Annotated in this window: 15 protein-coding genes and 1 pseudogene; 10 read left to right on the top strand and 6 right to left on the bottom strand. The window is 47.9% G+C overall.

The genetic code is table 11. From position 1 onward, the window contains the following. The first annotated feature begins 25 nt into the window (after positions 1-25). Positions 26-1,066: a CDP-6-deoxy-delta-3,4-glucoseen reductase gene (locus tag ACIQZ3_RS06650; protein WP_397391552.1), complete on the top strand. Its 1,041-nt coding sequence runs from the start codon at positions 26-28 to the stop codon at positions 1,064-1,066. A gap of 51 nt (positions 1,067-1,117) precedes the next feature. After that, positions 1,118-2,311, top strand: a complete 1,194-nt coding sequence (locus ACIQZ3_RS06645; protein WP_397391501.1) for an acetylornithine transaminase — start codon at positions 1,118-1,120, stop codon at positions 2,309-2,311. Between the two features lie 54 nt (positions 2,312-2,365). Here the strand turns inward: ACIQZ3_RS06645 and ispH are convergent, their stop codons facing one another. Together ispH and ACIQZ3_RS06635 are read right to left on the bottom strand one after the other, a co-directional pair. Then, positions 2,366-3,307: a 4-hydroxy-3-methylbut-2-enyl diphosphate reductase gene (gene ispH / locus ACIQZ3_RS06640; protein WP_397391499.1), complete on the bottom strand. Its 942-nt coding sequence runs from the start codon at positions 3,305-3,307 to the stop codon at positions 2,366-2,368. Positions 3,308-3,310: 3 nt separating this feature from the next. Next, positions 3,311-3,757, bottom strand: coding sequence for a peptidylprolyl isomerase (locus ACIQZ3_RS06635; protein ID WP_397391497.1), 447 nt, complete (start codon positions 3,755-3,757; stop codon positions 3,311-3,313). 30 nt (positions 3,758-3,787) lie between these two features. Here ACIQZ3_RS06635 and radC point away from each other — a divergent pair, with 30 nt between their 5' ends. The 3 genes from radC to rpmG all read left to right on the top strand — a co-directional run bounded on the left by radC (position 3,788) and on the right by rpmG (position 5,040). Then, complete coding sequence (radC, locus tag ACIQZ3_RS06630; RefSeq protein ID WP_397391495.1) at positions 3,788-4,483, top strand: DNA repair protein RadC; 696 nt, start codon at positions 3,788-3,790, stop codon at positions 4,481-4,483. A gap of 144 nt (positions 4,484-4,627) precedes the next feature. Beyond that, complete coding sequence (gene rpmB, locus ACIQZ3_RS06625) at positions 4,628-4,861, top strand: 50S ribosomal protein L28 (protein WP_011903570.1); 234 nt, start codon at positions 4,628-4,630, stop codon at positions 4,859-4,861. An 11-nt stretch (positions 4,862-4,872) separates the two neighbouring features. Then, complete coding sequence (gene rpmG, locus ACIQZ3_RS06620; RefSeq protein WP_015421876.1) at positions 4,873-5,040, top strand: 50S ribosomal protein L33; 168 nt, start codon at positions 4,873-4,875, stop codon at positions 5,038-5,040. Between the two features lie 78 nt (positions 5,041-5,118). Here the strand turns inward: rpmG and ACIQZ3_RS06615 are convergent, their stop codons facing one another. The 3 genes from ACIQZ3_RS06615 to purN are packed head-to-tail and all read right to left on the bottom strand — an operon-like array spanning position 5,119 to position 8,556. After that, entirely contained in the window at positions 5,119-6,312 is a 1,194-nt protein-coding gene (locus ACIQZ3_RS06615) for a fatty acid desaturase (protein WP_397391493.1), read from the bottom strand. Between the two features lie 28 nt (positions 6,313-6,340). Further along, entirely contained in the window at positions 6,341-7,930 is a 1,590-nt protein-coding gene (locus ACIQZ3_RS06610) for an RsmB/NOP family class I SAM-dependent RNA methyltransferase (protein ID WP_397391491.1), read from the bottom strand. Further along, positions 7,927-8,556 (bottom strand): phosphoribosylglycinamide formyltransferase, encoded by a 630-nt coding sequence (gene purN / locus ACIQZ3_RS06605; protein ID WP_397391489.1) that lies wholly within the window; start codon positions 8,554-8,556, stop codon positions 7,927-7,929. The genes ACIQZ3_RS06610 and purN overlap by 4 nt, the downstream gene beginning before the upstream one ends. A 51-nt stretch (positions 8,557-8,607) precedes the next feature. On the opposite strand from purN, the gene ACIQZ3_RS06600 reads away from it, so the two are divergent. Genes ACIQZ3_RS06600 through dut form a run of 5 tightly spaced genes read left to right on the top strand, consistent with a single transcriptional unit; the run spans position 8,608 to position 14,637 of the window. Continuing rightward, positions 8,608-9,558 (top strand): bifunctional riboflavin kinase/FAD synthetase, encoded by a 951-nt coding sequence (locus tag ACIQZ3_RS06600; protein WP_397391487.1) that lies wholly within the window; start codon positions 8,608-8,610, stop codon positions 9,556-9,558. Continuing rightward, positions 9,533-12,412 carry an isoleucine--tRNA ligase gene (gene ileS, locus ACIQZ3_RS06595; protein WP_397391550.1) on the top strand — a complete coding sequence of 960 codons (2,880 nt, stop codon included), beginning with the start codon at positions 9,533-9,535 and terminating at the stop codon, positions 12,410-12,412. Before ACIQZ3_RS06600 ends, ileS begins: the two co-directional genes overlap by 26 nt. A 9-nt stretch (positions 12,413-12,421) precedes the next feature. After that, a complete protein-coding gene (lspA, locus tag ACIQZ3_RS06590; protein WP_397391485.1) occupies positions 12,422-12,916 on the top strand; it encodes a signal peptidase II in 495 nt (164 codons plus the stop codon). Between the two features lie 9 nt (positions 12,917-12,925). After that, positions 12,926-14,137, top strand: coding sequence for a bifunctional phosphopantothenoylcysteine decarboxylase/phosphopantothenate--cysteine ligase CoaBC (coaBC, locus tag ACIQZ3_RS06585; protein ID WP_397391483.1), 1,212 nt, complete (start codon positions 12,926-12,928; stop codon positions 14,135-14,137). Between the two features lie 50 nt (positions 14,138-14,187). Further along, positions 14,188-14,637: a dUTP diphosphatase gene (gene dut, locus ACIQZ3_RS06580; protein ID WP_397391481.1), complete on the top strand. Its 450-nt coding sequence runs from the start codon at positions 14,188-14,190 to the stop codon at positions 14,635-14,637. A 10-nt stretch (positions 14,638-14,647) separates the two neighbouring features. On the opposite strand, the pseudogene ACIQZ3_RS06575 reads toward dut, so the two are convergent. Beyond that, positions 14,648-14,788: pseudogene (locus ACIQZ3_RS06575) on the bottom strand (cation:dicarboxylate symporter family transporter); the annotation flags it as partial. Between the last annotated feature and the right edge of the window lie 129 nt (positions 14,789-14,917).

Raw genomic sequence — 14,917 nt, 5'->3', positions numbered from 1 at the left:
TAACGATTTATTGAAAGGAATGAGAGTGTCTTACCAAGTCACGCTCAAGGCGAGCGGCAAACAATTTACCGTCCAAAAGGATGAGACCCTTTTGGAAGCAGCCTTACAGCAGGGCATCACCCTTCCCTATGGCTGTAAAAACGGTGCCTGCGGTTCTTGCAAAGGCAAGATTCTAGAGGGTCAGGTAGAACATGGCCAACATAGTGCTGCAGCATTAAGCCCTGCTGATGAAGCTGCTGGAGGCATCTTGTTTTGCTGCGCCCACCCTAAATCAGACCTCCTCATTGAAGCTCGTGAAGTTCAAGGCGCTGGCGATATTGCCATCCGCAAGGTTCCCTGTCGCGTAAATGCGATCACCAAACCCAGTGCTGACGTAGCGATTCTGAAATTGCAATTACCAGCTACTGAGCGCTTTCAATTTCTGGCTGGGCAATATTTAGAGTTCCTACTCAAAGATGGGCAACGTCGTGCTTATTCCATTGCCAATTCCCCCGATCAAGAGGGCCCTCTCGAGCTACATATTCGCCACTTACCGGGCGGGCTCTTTACCGATTTTGTTTTTGGTGCAAAAGATCCGGTACTGAAAGAAAAAGATATCCTGCGTTTTGAAGGGCCTTTAGGCAGCTTCTTCCTCAGAGAAGACTCCAAGAGGCCGATTATCTTGGTTGCGGCAGGCACTGGTTTTGCACCAATCAAGTCTATCGTTGAGCAAATGCAGCTCAAAAAGATTCATCGCCCTATTCATCTGTATTGGGGTGGACGTCGTCCCAGTGACCTTTACCTCGATGAACTCTGTCAGTCATGGGCAAAAAACATTCCAGACTTCAAATACATCCCAGTCATTTCAGATGCCCTCCCCGAGGATCAATGGACTCGGCGCACAGGCTTTGTGCATCAAGCTGTGATCTCTGACCATCCTGATATGAGCCCTTACCAGGTCTATGCCTGTGGCGCCCCCGTCATGGTCAATGCAGCCCGCCAGGACTTTTCATCTCAATGCAAGCTGCCTGAAGACGAATTCTTTGCGGACTCCTTTACCAGCGCAGCAGACCTCGCCACAAACTAACTGACTAAGCGCGATAATAGAAACCTCATTTGATCTCACTTTGCACACGATATGAATAAGCCAGCCCAATCCGTAGATGCCCATTCAGTGATGTTTATTACCCCGCGCCCAGAGTTGGTCATGGTCGAGGGTAAAGGCTCATGGCTCACCGATAACAATGGCAAGCGTTACTTAGACTTCTTGCAAGGCTGGGCTGTGAATTGTCTCGGTCACAGTAATCCAGGCATGATTGAAGTGCTGAATGCACAGGCTAAGAAGCTTATAAATCCAAGTCCGGCTTTTTATAACGAGCCGATGATTCGCTTATCTAATTTACTAACTGATAACAGCTGCTTTAATAAAGTGTTTTTTGCTAATAGCGGCGCCGAGGCAAATGAAGGCGCTATCAAGCTGGCACGTAAATGGGGTCAACTCAATAAGTCTGGCGCTTTTGAAATCATTACCTTTGACCACAGCTTTCATGGCCGCACCCTGGCCACTATGAGCGCATCTGGTAAGCCGGGCTGGGACACCATGTTTGCTCCACAAGTTCCCGGCTTTCCAAAAGCGGATTTAAATGATTTAGATTCCGTCAAAAAACTGGTGACTGATAAAACCGTTGCAGTCATGCTCGAGCCGGTTCAAGGCGAAGGCGGCGTAATCCCAAGCACTAAAGAATTTATGCAAAGCCTGCGTCAATTCACTAAAGAAAACAATATTTTGTTAATCGTGGATGAAGTGCAGGCTGGCTGTGGTCGTACTGGAAAATTATTTGCCTATCAACATTACGGTATCGAACCAGACATCATGACCCTAGGTAAGGGCATTGGTGGTGGCATTCCTCTGGCAGCGCTATTAGCAACTGATGCAGTTGCTTGCTTCGTTCCAGGCGATCAAGGTGGCACCTATAACGGTAACCCACTCATGACTGCTGTTGGTATCAGCGTGATCGAACAACTATTAGCGCCAGGTTTTCTGGAGTCTGTTCGCGCTAAAGGCGAGCTACTGAGCAAAGAATTGCTAGCCATCTCCGCAGAATTTAATTTAGAAGGTGAGCGCGGCGAAGGCTTGTTACGCGCCCTCATGTTGAGCAGTGATGTTGGCGGTAAGCTAGTTGAACTCGCTCGCGACAGAGGTCCAGAGGGATTGCTCATTAACTCGCCAAGACCTAATCTGTTGCGCTTTATGCCCGCACTGAATGTATCTGATGATGAAATTCGTCAGATGTGCAATATCTTGAGAGAGTTGCTCAAGCAAGTTGCCTAAAAGCATCTCGATAAAATGCGATAAAGGAGCCTAAGGCTCCTTTATTTTTTATAACTAGCCAACTAAATTCTTTGGCAGCGAGAAGGTGATGTCTTCGACCACACCCTCAAGATTGCGAATAGATCGCGGGCCAAACTCCTGAATCTTTTCCACAATCGAGAGCGCTAGACTTTCTGGAGCCGACGCACCCGCAGTAAGACCCACTCGCTTCTTGCCGGTAAACCATTCTGCTTGCAGTTGTTCGGGGGCATCCACCATGTAGGCAGGTACACCCAACTTTTCAGCTAATTCACGCAAGCGATTCGAGTTCGAACTTGCTTTGCTTCCCACCACAATAACTACCTCAACTTGAGGTGCCATAAATTTCACAGCATCTTGACGGTTTTGAGTGGCGTAACAAATATCTTGCTTGCGTGGCTGAACAATATTTGGGAATTTTTGGGTTAAGGCGTCGACGATTTCTTTTGTCTCATCTACGGAGAGTGTGGTTTGCGTTACAAAAGCAATTTTTTCATTCTCAGCAAAAGGCAGCTTAGCAACATCAGCTACTTTTTCAATCAGATGCACGCCTTCTGTTGCCTGCCCCATCGTGCCTTCAACTTCAGGGTGCCCAGCATGACCAATCATCAAGACCGTAAAACCATCCTTACACATCTTGACAACCTCAAGATGAACCTTGGTGACCAAGGGGCAAGTAGCGTCATACACCTGCAGTCCACGCGCCTCAGCATCCTTACGCACCTCTTGAGAAACGCCATGAGCGCTAAACACGACGATGCCGCCCTTAGGCACTTCATGCAGCTCATCGACAAATACGGCACCTTTTTCACGCAGTCCATTTACGACATAGGCGTTGTGAACAATTTCATGACGTACATAAATCGGCGCGCCAAAGCGCGTCAGAGCTTCATTAACGATATTGATTGCCCGATCAACTCCCGCGCAAAAGCCGCGGGGTTGTGCCATCAAAATTTCTGCTGGGGCTTGATTACTCATTCGTTAGAGAATCGCGACGATTTCTGCTTCGAAGGTAACGGGCCTTCCAGCAAGCGGATGATTGAAGTCAAACCAAGCACCCTCTTCGTTAATCGATTGCAATACACCAGCATATTGCGCGCCACCAGGCGCATTAAATTCAATCACGTCGCCGGGATTAAATTCCGCATCATCATCGCGACCTTCTTTGAGCGCGCCCAAAGAAACCCACTGAATTAATTCTTCCTTGCGCTCGCCAAAACTTTCTTCTGGCGGCAACAAGGCGCTTTTCTTTTCACCCACAGCCAATCCAATCAACACCTTTTCAAAACAAGGCGCAAATTGTCCAGAACCCATCAGCACCGTCGCAGGGCGATCGATAAAAGTATTGATGTAATCATCCCCACTAGGCAAAGTCAGCCGATAGTTGAGAGTCAAGAAGGAGTTGGGCAAAACCGTAAGCTTAGTCATAAGGTAATTGTATCTAGGCCCGACCCCAGCGTGCACTCACCCATTACGGATTGGCCAAAAATCGATCAGCCTCGCGAGAAACTCCGCGCCCTTGGGGCGGCAGCACTGAGCGATGCTGAGCTGCTTGCGATCTTTCTACGCGTTGGCGTGAAAGGCAAATCTGCGGTGGCCTTGGCCGAGGATCTGCTCCACCATTTCGGCAATTTGCCGCGCTTACTGTCCTGCACCCCAGAAGAATTAACCCAGATTCATGGCATGGGTATTTCCAAGTGGTCACAAATTCAAGCTGCTTATGAGCTCGTAAAGCGCAGTCTCGAGAAAACTCTCTCCCAGGAGTCTGTTGTCTCATCGCCTGGGTATGTCAAAGAGTTCTTGCAAGCCCGATTTGGGCGCCTGCCACATGAAGTCTTTCTTTGCCTATACCTTGACTCCCGTCTGCACCTAATTGAGTGCCAGGAGCTCTTTAGAGGCTCCCTGACCCATACCGCGGTCTACCCCCGAGAAATCCTTAAGGAAGCCCTTGCAAGGAACGCCAGCGCCCTCATCGTGGCCCATAACCACCCAAGCGGAAACCCACTTCCCAGCATAGCCGACCAGGAATTAACCAAAATGCTGTCTAAAGCCTTACAAATGGTGGATATTCCCCTCTTGGACCATTGCATTGTCAGTGAGAGCGGTTTTTTCTCATTTTCAGATGCAGGTCTTATGAAAAATGACTTTAATTAGAAGTAATCACTAACTTATTGAGCATTTTTGACCAGTATTACTAGCTAGATAGCCAATTCCCCAAAACTAAACCTAATTAAGGGTAGATCAAAGTACTCGGAGACTGATACAATCTTCTTTTTTCGCAATTAATGGAGTTATGTCATGGCAAAAGTTTGCCAAGTCACTGGGAAGAAGCCGATGGTTGGCAACAATGTATCCCATGCAAACAATAAAACGAAGCGTCGCTTTTTGCCGAATTTGCAAAATCGTCGTTTCTGGGTTGAATCTGAAAACCGTTGGATTAGCTTGCGCTTAACCAATGCTGGTTTGCGCGTTATCGACAAGAACGGCATTGATGCTGTGTTGTCTGATCTCCGCGCACGTGGCGAAATTTAAGGAGCGCACAAATGGCTAAAGGCGGCAGAGAAAAAATCAAATTAGAGTCATCAGCTGGTACTGGTCACTTCTATACAACTTCAAAAAACAAGCGTACAAAGCCTGAGAAAATGGAGATCATGAAGTTCGATCCAACCATTCGCAAGCACGTTGCTTACAAAGAAACAAAGCTCAAGTAATTTATCGATTCGATATTTATTTGTAGCAAATAAAAAACCCGCTACTTCAGCGGGTTTTTTATTGTCTAGATTTTTCCCTTAAGCGTAGCGACGCAATCTCAATGAGAAGTCGCGCAAACTCGATAGACCACTTTCCTCGGCGTGCTGGCACCAGGCATGCAACTGAGAAACCAATTGATCACCCGTAGCATTGGAACGACTCCAGATCGCCTGCAAATCACGACGCATCTCAATCATCTTTCGCAGCTGTGCATTCGTTGCCATCAGCTCTTCCAGTTTGATTTTTTCATCCTCAGTCAAACGAGATTCATCTTTACCTAGCCAGGCACGTGCATCTTTTAAGTGAGCAGCCAAGACTTGCATATGCTGAACTTCATTGTTAAAGAAAGTGCTCAGAGTCTTGCTATAGCGAGCCATGATTTCATAACGGTTAGCAATGATGGCTTCGAGCGTACCTTGATCGGCAGGACGTAAGTCGCTTAGAACTGGCTTTGGAGAAGTCTTCTTCACTTTGGCCAAGCCCACTGCACTCATCATCTGAATGTACATCCAACCAATATCAAACTCGTACCACTTACTAGAGAGCTTAGCGCTTGTAGCAAAAGTATGGTGGTTGTTATGTAGCTCTTCACCACCAATCAAAATTCCCCAAGGGAAAATGTTTCTTGAGGCATCCTCGAAGTCGTAATTACGATAACCCCAGTAGTGACCAATGCCATTAATAATTCCAGCAGCAGTAATCGGAATCCACAGCATCTGCACCGCCCACACCGTTAAACCAATTGCGCCGAACAAGAACACGTCGATGATCAACATCAAAGCAACCCCTTGCCAAGAAAACTTGGAATAGATATTGTGCTCGAGCCAATCATCTGGCGTGCCATGACCAAACCTATCTAAGGTTTCTTGATTGCGTGATTCTTTTTTATACAACTCGGCGCCGCGAGAAAGTACGGTCTTGATACCGAGAACTTGCGGACTATGTGGATCATCCACAGTCTCACACTTGGCGTGGTGTTTGCGATGAATCGCTGCCCACTCTTTAGTCACCATGCCCGTTGTCAGCCATAGCCAAAAGCGAAAAAAATGGGACATGATGGGATGCAATTCCAAAGCGCGGTGCGCCTGGCAGCGATGCAAAAAGATGGTGACACTAGCAATAGTGATGTGAGTAGCAACCAGCGTAAAAACGAGGATCTGCCACCAAGTCCAATCTAAGTAGCCATTAGCAAGCCAACTGAGAAATGCATCAAAACCTGAAACTGTATTCAAAAGGGTATCCCCGAAGAGGTCTAAACCCTTATTTTAGTTCTTTAGCGGCTTTCTTGCTTTTGACTTTTACCGACTTTTCGTCATCTTTATCGACAGTTACTGCAGAAACAGCCGCTTTTTTCTGAAAAACAGCCCCAAAGAAGCCATCCGTACCATGAATATGGGGCCACAACTGCCACCAAGGGTTATCAGAGCTACATCCTAAAGGAATTTTATCCTTTGGAAACAATGGCTTAAGAACTTCAGCTGCAGGAACAGCCTCAAAATTAGGGTGCTTTGCCAAGAAATCCTCTGCAATTTGCTGGTTTTCTTGTGGCAATAGGCTGCAGGTGGCATAAACCAAGCGACCACCTGGTTTGAGCAAGCGGCTTGCGGAGGCCAAGATATTCATCTGCTTTTGATTGAGCTCCAGAACACCCTCTGGGGTCTGACGCCATTTGAGATCTGGATTACGCCGCAAAGTACCCATACCGCTACAAGGAGCATCCACTAAAACACGGTCAATTTTGCCAGCTAAGCGCTTGATCTTAGAATCATTCTCGCTATCAATCCATACAGGATGCACGTTAGAGAGGCCGCTACGGGCTTGTCGTGGCTTCAAATTGGCCAAGCGACGCTCAGATGTATCTAGAGCATACAAGCGGCCTGTAGAGCGCATGATTGCCCCAATCGCCAAAGTCTTGCCGCCCGCACCTGCACAAAAGTCCACTACCATCTCGCCACGTTTAGGGGCGAGTAAGTAAGCCAGTAACTGACTACCTTCATCCTGAACCTCAAACATTCCCGCTTTAAAGCCAACGGTATTTTGCAAAGCGGGCTTACCCATGATGCGCACACCATCTGGTGCATATGGAGTTGGTATTGCTTGATAGCGTCCACCAAGAGCATTCATCTCTGCGAGTAATTGTTCGCGAGTTGTCTTCATGGTGTTCGCACGCAAATCCAAAAGCGCTGGATGCATGAGTGATTTAGCTAATTCTTCACGAGATTCTTCGCCAGGATATTTTCCAAAAGCATCCCACAACCATTCAGGTAAATTATTTCGAACCAAAGGATTGAGCGCCGATGGATCGACAGTTGCAAAACGTTGCAACCACTCGTACTCACCCGTCTTCAATACGTGGGCCAAGTCAGCAATCGCGCTCTCAGCACGGTTTGCAGAACCTAAACCGCCTTCAGATAAAGCAGACAGCAAACCCAATAGGGCTAAGCGTCTAGCCTGCGAGCCCTCGCCACTTGAAGCGAACTGTGAGAACTCATTTTTACGGCGCAAGATAGCAAAAGCACTCTCAGCAATCAAAGCGCGATCGCGATTACCCAGCTGCGGCTCTGAGCGGAAATACCGACTCACAACACGATCAGCAGGCTGCTCAAAGTTCAACAACTCTGGAAGCAAGCGCTCCAAATGAATTGCATGCTGAGGCAAAGCCTTGGCATTGGAAAAGTTCTTTTGGCCTTCAGGCGCAATGATGTTTCCACTCGCATTACGACGCTCTGGGCGACGCAATGGATCTTTAGATTTAGTTGCGTAACTTTTTTGTGGGCCTAAGCGTGATCCAGATCTCGATCCAGATTTATTGCCAGCGCTAGCTCCGCGGGATGAACGTTCTTTACTCATAATTTTATTAATTGCGACTCCGGTGGTTGAACCTGAACTTGATTACCTTCTATTCGCAATCGTCCATCTAGGAACCATTTTACGGCCCGCGGGTAAATCCGATGCTCAGCAGCTAAAACTCGCGCCGCCAAACTATCCGCGTCATCGCCCGGAAGCACTGGAACTGAAGCTTGGCAGATGATGGGGCCCTCGTCCACACCTTCGGTCACGAAGTGCACGCTGGCCCCATGTTCGGCTACGCCAGCCTCCAAAGCCCGCTCGTGGGTATGTAAACCCGGGAAAGCTGGTAGCAAGGCGGGATGAATATTGATGAGTCGGCCCTCAAAATGACGAATAAAGCCCGGGGTCAGAATGCGCATAAAACCGGCTAGAACGACCAAATCCGCACCCAATTCATCGATTTTTGCGATAAGGGCAGCATCAAAGGACTCGCGCGTGGCATGCTCTTTGTGCTCAATAGCAAAGGCAGGAATGCCCTGGGAGCGAGCAAAATCAAGGCCCTTAGCTGCAGAGTGATTAGCGATCACCCCAGCAAAAGTGACGGTCCACTGCTCTTTTTGAGCTGTTTTGACGATGGCCTCGAAATTGGATCCGCGGCCTGAGATTAAGGTGACGATAGATGGCATGCCCACAATATAATTGATGGTTACCCCGAAAGCGACCCTGAAAGCGATTTTGTGAACGTATTCCGTGGCCCTACCCAGTTTTCTGCAGGACCAGCTTGTGCCTTAACCATCGGAAATTTCGATGGCGTGCACAGGGGTCATCGCGCCCTGCTCAAGCAACTGAAGGATGGCGCCCAAGAGCGTGGCTTAGTTAGCTGTGTGATGACTTTCGAGCCACACCCTAAAGAATTTTTCTCCCCAGAACAAGCGCCCCCACGGATTCTGAATTTGCGTGACAAGCTTGCTGCGTTTGCAGACATTGGTATTGATCGCGTAGTGGTGGAGCATTTCAACAAAGCATTTGCCAAGCTGACTCCAGAAGAATTTGTTTCTGAAATCATTGTCAAACAACTCAACGCGAAATGGATTTTGATTGGGGATGATTTTTGCTATGGCGCAAAACGCGCCGGCAACTTTGCAAGCCTCAAAGCAGCTGGGGAAAAATTTGGTTTTGAAGTTTCCAGCATTCACACTGTGCAAGAAGATGGTGAAAGAATTTCCAGCTCAGCATTGCGCAATGCCTTGGCTAATGGGGATATGGATCAAGCTACCAAATTATTGGGGCGTCCTTACGGAATTTCTGGTCACGTCATTCATGGACAAAAGCTGGGGCGCACCTTAGGCTTCCCCACACTCAATCTCGCTGTTGCTAATCATCTCCACCACCGCAAGCCTGCATGCTCCGGCATCTACACCGCACAGGTATTGGGGCTTGGTGATAAAGCACTTCCCGCCGTAGCCAGTCTTGGCGTAAGACCAACAGTCGAAGATGAAGGTCGCGTTCTCCTCGAGACACACATCTTTGATTACAACGCAGATGTTTACGGAAAAATTATTACTGTAGAGCTCTTAGAAAAAATCCGCGATGAGGTGAAGTACTCTGACCTCGAAACCCTTACAAAAGCGATTGCATCTGATGCAGCGCATGCCAGAAATTATTTCCAGAAAAAATCTTATGTCTGAAAAAGAAAACTCTTATCCCGTCAATCTTCTAGAGACGTCGTTCCCGATGCGGGGAGACCTCCCAAAGCGTGAGCCTCAATGGGTTGCCCAATGGCAGAAAAATAAACTTTACGAAAAAATTCGTGCGGCTCATGCCAATCAACCGAAGTTCATCTTGCATGATGGCCCTCCATATGCAAACGGTGATATTCATATTGGTCATGCAGTAAATAAGATTCTTAAAGACATGATCGTGAAGTCCCGCTGGTTGATGGGCTTTGACTCAGCATATGTCCCGGGCTGGGATTGCCATGGCATGCCGATTGAGATTCAGATTGAAAAACAGTTTGGTAAAAATCTACCGACGGCTGAAGTACAGGCCAAGGCGCGTGCCTATGCGCAAGTGCAGGTAGATAAACAAAAGATCGACTTTGAGCGCTTAGGCGTTTTGGGTGACTGGAACAACCCCTACCTCACCATGAACTTTCGTAATGAAGCCGATGAAATTCGTGCGCTTGGGAAGATCTGGGAAAAGGGGTATGTCTTCCGCGGCCTAAAGCCTGTTAACTGGTGTTTTGATTGCGGCTCTGCATTAGCTGAAGCTGAAGTGGAGTACCAAGATAAAACCGATCCAACAGTTGACGTTGGTTTTGCTTTTGATGATGCACAGCGCCCACAGCTCGCAAAAGCATTTGGTCTGCCTGAGATTCCGGCTAAGCCTGGAATGATCGTGATTTGGACAACAACCCCTTGGACCATTCCATCAAACCAAGCGCTCAATGTGCATCCCGAGCTCAGCTACGCCCTTGTAGACACTGGCGATAAGTTACTCATCTTGGCTGAAGACCGTGTAGAAACTTGCCTGGAAGATTTTGGTCTTGAAGGCAAAGTGATTGGCACTTGCTTGGGTAGTCAGCTAGCCAACATCTCTTTCTGGCATCCGCTCACTCCATTGCATGAGGGATACAAGCGCCTCTCACCAATCTATCCCGCTGAGTACGTCACGCTCGATACCGGCACTGGTGTTGTGCACTCTGCACCAGCCTATGGTGAGGAAGACTTTAAATCTTGCAAAGCAAATAAACTAGCTGATAAAGATATCTTGAACCCAGTCATGGGTAATGGTGTCTACGCATCTTGGTTGCCACTCTTTGCCAATGAATATATCTGGAAAGCTAATCCGAAGATTGTGGAAGCCATGCGTGAGGCAGGAAGCCTCTTGCGAGACAAGACCTATACCCACTCCTACATGCACTGCTGGCGTCACAAGTCGCCGATTATTTATCGCGCGACCTCACAGTGGTTTGCAAGCATGGACAAAAAACCATCTGACGGCAGCGCAAGTTTGCGCGAGACTGCATTGGCTGGTATTGAAAACACGGAGTTCTTCCCGGCCTGGGGTAAACAACGTTTGAATAGCATGATTGCCAACCGCCCTGATTGGACTTTGTCACGTCAGCGTCAGTGGGGCGTACCAATGGCTTTCTTTGTTCACAAAGAAAGTGGTGAGCCACATCCTCGAACAGTCGAATTGCTTGAAGAAATTGCGAAGCATGTTGAAAAAGAAGGTATTGAAGCCTGGCAAAAACTTGACGTAGCTGAATTGCTTGGTGAAGAAGCCGCTCAATACGAGAAGAATCGCGATACCTTAGATGTCTGGTTTGACTCCGGAACTACACACTGGCACGTGATTCGTGGCTCACACCGCAATGAACTCTATCGCCCTGAAGCTGAAAACGCAGATGGTCGTTTAGTCGATCTATATCTTGAAGGTTCAGACCAACACCGCGGCTGGTTCCACTCCTCTTTACTCACTGGCGCCATGCTTGATGGCAAGCCACCATATAAAGCACTCCTAACGCATGGCTTTACCGTTGATGGCCAAGGCCGCAAGATGAGTAAGTCTGTTGGTAACGTGATTGCTCCACAGCAAGTTGCCGATAAGTTGGGTGCAGAGATTATTCGTCTCTGGGTTGCATCTACTGACTACTCCGGTGAGATGACCATCTCTGATGAGATTCTAAAACGTGTTGTAGAAAGCTATCGCCGTATTCGTAATACATTGCGTTTCTTATTGGCCAATCTATCTGACTTTGACCCAAGCAAGCATGCGATACCCGCCAATGAATGGTTAGAGATTGATCGCTATGCTGTTGCACTCGCCAATCAGTTACAGCAAGATGTGCAGGCACACTACAAGGCTTATGAGTTCCAGCCGGCTGTAGCGCGCATGCTGACTTTCTGCTCAGAAGATTTAGGTGGTTTCTACTTAGATATTCTGAAAGACCGTCTCTATACAAGTGCGCCAGATTCGAAAGAGCGTCGTGCGGCACAGAACGCCCTCTTCCACATCACGCGCAATCTACTTAAATGGCTAGCACCGTTCCTATCCTTTACTGCTGAGGAAGCTTGGTTGTCATTCCCGCATGGTGCGGATGAGAAGTTAAGTGAATCCATTTTCATGGAAGAATTCGGCGCTTTCCCAGAAATCGCTCAAGCCACTGAACTTCTTGCCAAATGGAACCGTGTACGTGAAATTCGTTCCGAAGTAACTAAAGCAATTGAGATTGAACGGGAAGCGGGTAATGTAGGCTCATCCTTGCAAGCCGAACTTACCATCAAAGTTGGTGACGTTGATTTCGCAATTCTGCATTCCCTGAAAGATGACTTGCGCTTTGTAACCATCACCTCGAGCGCCACTATAGAGCTCAGTCATGCAGGCCTTGAAGTGCTCGTTCGCGGCAGCCAATATAAGAAATGTGGTCGTTGCTGGCACCACACTCAAGATATTGGTGCGAATGCTGAACATCCAGAGCTGTGTGGCCGCTGCATTGGCAATCTCTTTGGTAATGGCGAAGCACGCTTATTTGCGTAAAAAAGATATATGAACGCAAACCTATCATTTCTCCGTTATCTAGCGATTGCAATTGTTACGCTGTTGCTAGACCAGTTGAGCAAATGGTCCGCCTTAAGTAATTTGCAGTTAGGCGTACCTGAACCTGTTTTGCCATTTATGAACTGGCTCTTACTATTTAATCCAGGGGCAGCATTCTCATTTTTAGCGCAGGGTTCTGGTTGGCAGCGCTGGTTCTTTACCGGCCTTGGCTTAGTAGCTTCCGCGTATATTCTCTGGTTACTACGTAAGAGCCTAGCCGACAAAATGCTCTGTTGGGCCCTCAGCCTCATTCTGGGTGGCGCACTAGGCAATGTCCTCGATCGCATCATGTATGGCGCTGTAGTGGACTTTATCGACCTGCATTACGCTAACTGGCATTGGCCAGCCTTCAATATTGCTGATAGCGCTATTTGCATCGGTGCAGTCCTCATTATTTGGGGCGAGCTAAGTAAGTCATTTGGCAAAACTTCCCAACCCCTTTAAGCCGGCGCCATGCAATCACTTTTAAATAAGAAAATTCTTCTTGGTATCTCCGGTGGCATTGCAGCCTATAAGTCTGCCGAGCTAGCGCGTCAGTTGATGCAAGAAGGGGCGAGCGTGCAAGTGGTGATGACAGAAGCTGCACAGCAATTCGTGACTCCAGTCACTATGCAGGCGCTCACAGGTAATCCTGTTTACACCAGCCAATGGGATAGCAGCATTGCTAACAACATGGCTCATATTGAACTTTCTAGAGCGGCAGATGCGATTTTGATTGCACCGGCCAGCGCGGATCTCATGGCTAAGCTCTCTCTTGGCTTAGCAGATGATTTACTGACAACCCTTTGCCTAGCAAGAGATTGCCCACTGTTACTGGCTCCTGCCATGAATAAACAAATGTGGGAACATGCGGCTACACAAAGAAGTGTAGAGCGACTGATTGCGGACAAAGTTACATTACTCGGCCCAGCAAGTGGCTTTCAGGCATGTGGCGAAGTGGGCTATGGACGTATGCTCGAGCCCGCTGAAATTACAGAGCAACTGATTGCCTTCTTTCAAAAAAAACCATTAGTAGGTAAACGCGTACTCATTACTGCCGGCCCCACCTTTGAAGCTATTGATCCCGTACGCGGCATCACTAACCGTAGCTCAGGCAAGATGGGCTTTGCAATCGCACGTGCAGCTGTTGAAGCTGGCGCAGAAGTTCATCTCGTCGCTGGGCCTTGCGATTTGGATACCCCACTAGTTGCAACTGGAAAAATTACCCGCACTGATGTAGTCAGCGCTAATGAAATGCACGCAGCCACAATGCAATCTTCCGACTGCGATATTTTCTTTGCAGTTGCTGCGGTTGCTGACTGGGGCATTTCCAAGCCAGCGAAAGAAAAGATTAAACGCCATAGCAAGCAAGCTCCAAACTTAGAGTTTGTGGCCAACCCAGACATACTTGCCGCTATGGCTAAAACGGTCAAATCCAAAGATGGTAAGGCGCATCCATATTGCGTGGGCTTTGCAGCTGAATCCACCGACCTCCAAAAACATGCTGAAGAGAAGCGTAAGCGCAAGCGCATTCCGATGGTAGTGGGCAATATTGGCCCAGATACTTTTGGTAGCGATCTCAACCAACTCCTCATCATTGATGAGGGTGGTAGCAAGAAAATTGCTAAAGCTGAAAAGCTACAACTCGCACGTCAGCTAATTCAGATAGTCGCTAAAAAAATCTAGTCTCATCTAAAACTCATTTCAATTATTTTTATCCCGCTTTAGGAAATTCTATGCAAGAACTTCAAGTAAAAATTCTCGATGAGCGCATGCGCGATCAATTACCTTCATATGGAACGCCTGGTAGCGCTGGATTAGATCTGCGCGCCTGCATTGATGAGGCTATTGAAATTGCTCCTGGCCAAACCGTACTCGTGCCAACAGGTTTAGCAATTTATGTAGAAGACCCACGCTATGCGGCATTCATCCTCCCGCGCTCTGGCCTAGGCCATAAACACGGAATCGTTCTCGGAAATCTAGTGGGATTAATTGACTCTGACTACCAAGGCCAACTGATGGTCAGCACCTGGAATCGCGGATCTACAGCATTCAAACTCGAACCAATGGAGCGATTAGCTCAATTGGTAGTCATGCCTGTCCAACAAGTAGAACTCAAAGTGGTTGAGGAGTTCACAGAAAGTAGTCGTGGTGCAGGCGGCTTTGGAAGCACCGGAAGAAGTTAAATTCCTTACTTTATTGCTTGGATTGGTGAGGGTCTAATTCGCCCTCCCACTTAGAGATTACCGCAGTAGCCAATCCATTGCCCAACACATTGGTTGCAGAGCGTGCCATGTCCAAGAAGTGATCAACCCCCAGTATTAATAAAACTCCCGCCTTGAACTGACCCCCAAAAGTTGGACGTTATGTCCAACCAAGGGGGTTTTTATGAGCAAGTACAGCAAGCAGTTCAAGCTAAAGGTAGTTAAAGAGTTTTTAAAATTTGGCGGTCTTAAGCGGGTAAGT

Source organism: Polynucleobacter sp., assembly GCF_044342855.1.
In the GTDB taxonomy this organism is placed as follows: Bacteria; Pseudomonadota; Gammaproteobacteria; order Burkholderiales; family Burkholderiaceae; genus Polynucleobacter.
The sequence above is the reverse complement of the archived record's forward strand: the minus strand, read 5'-3'. Positions and strand labels throughout refer to the sequence as shown.

Coding starts and splice junctions, on each gene's coding strand:
- ACIQZ3_RS06645 (WP_397391501.1), top strand. CDS start 1,118: ATGAATAAGCCAGCCCAATCCGTAGATGCCCATTCAGTGATGTTTATT.
- purN (WP_397391489.1), bottom strand. CDS start 8,556: ATGCCATCTATCGTCACCTTAATCTCAGGCCGCGGATCCAATTTCGAG.
- ispH (WP_397391499.1), bottom strand. CDS start 3,307: ATGAGTAATCAAGCCCCAGCAGAAATTTTGATGGCACAACCCCGCGGC.
- coaBC (WP_397391483.1), top strand. CDS start 12,926: ATGCAATCACTTTTAAATAAGAAAATTCTTCTTGGTATCTCCGGTGGC.
- ACIQZ3_RS06610 (WP_397391491.1), bottom strand. CDS start 7,930: ATGAGTAAAGAACGTTCATCCCGCGGAGCTAGCGCTGGCAATAAATCT.
- rpmB (WP_011903570.1), top strand. CDS start 4,628: ATGGCAAAAGTTTGCCAAGTCACTGGGAAGAAGCCGATGGTTGGCAAC.
- rpmG (WP_015421876.1), top strand. CDS start 4,873: ATGGCTAAAGGCGGCAGAGAAAAAATCAAATTAGAGTCATCAGCTGGT.
- ACIQZ3_RS06635 (WP_397391497.1), bottom strand. CDS start 3,757: ATGACTAAGCTTACGGTTTTGCCCAACTCCTTCTTGACTCTCAACTAT.
- dut (WP_397391481.1), top strand. CDS start 14,188: ATGCAAGAACTTCAAGTAAAAATTCTCGATGAGCGCATGCGCGATCAA.
- lspA (WP_397391485.1), top strand. CDS start 12,422: ATGAACGCAAACCTATCATTTCTCCGTTATCTAGCGATTGCAATTGTT.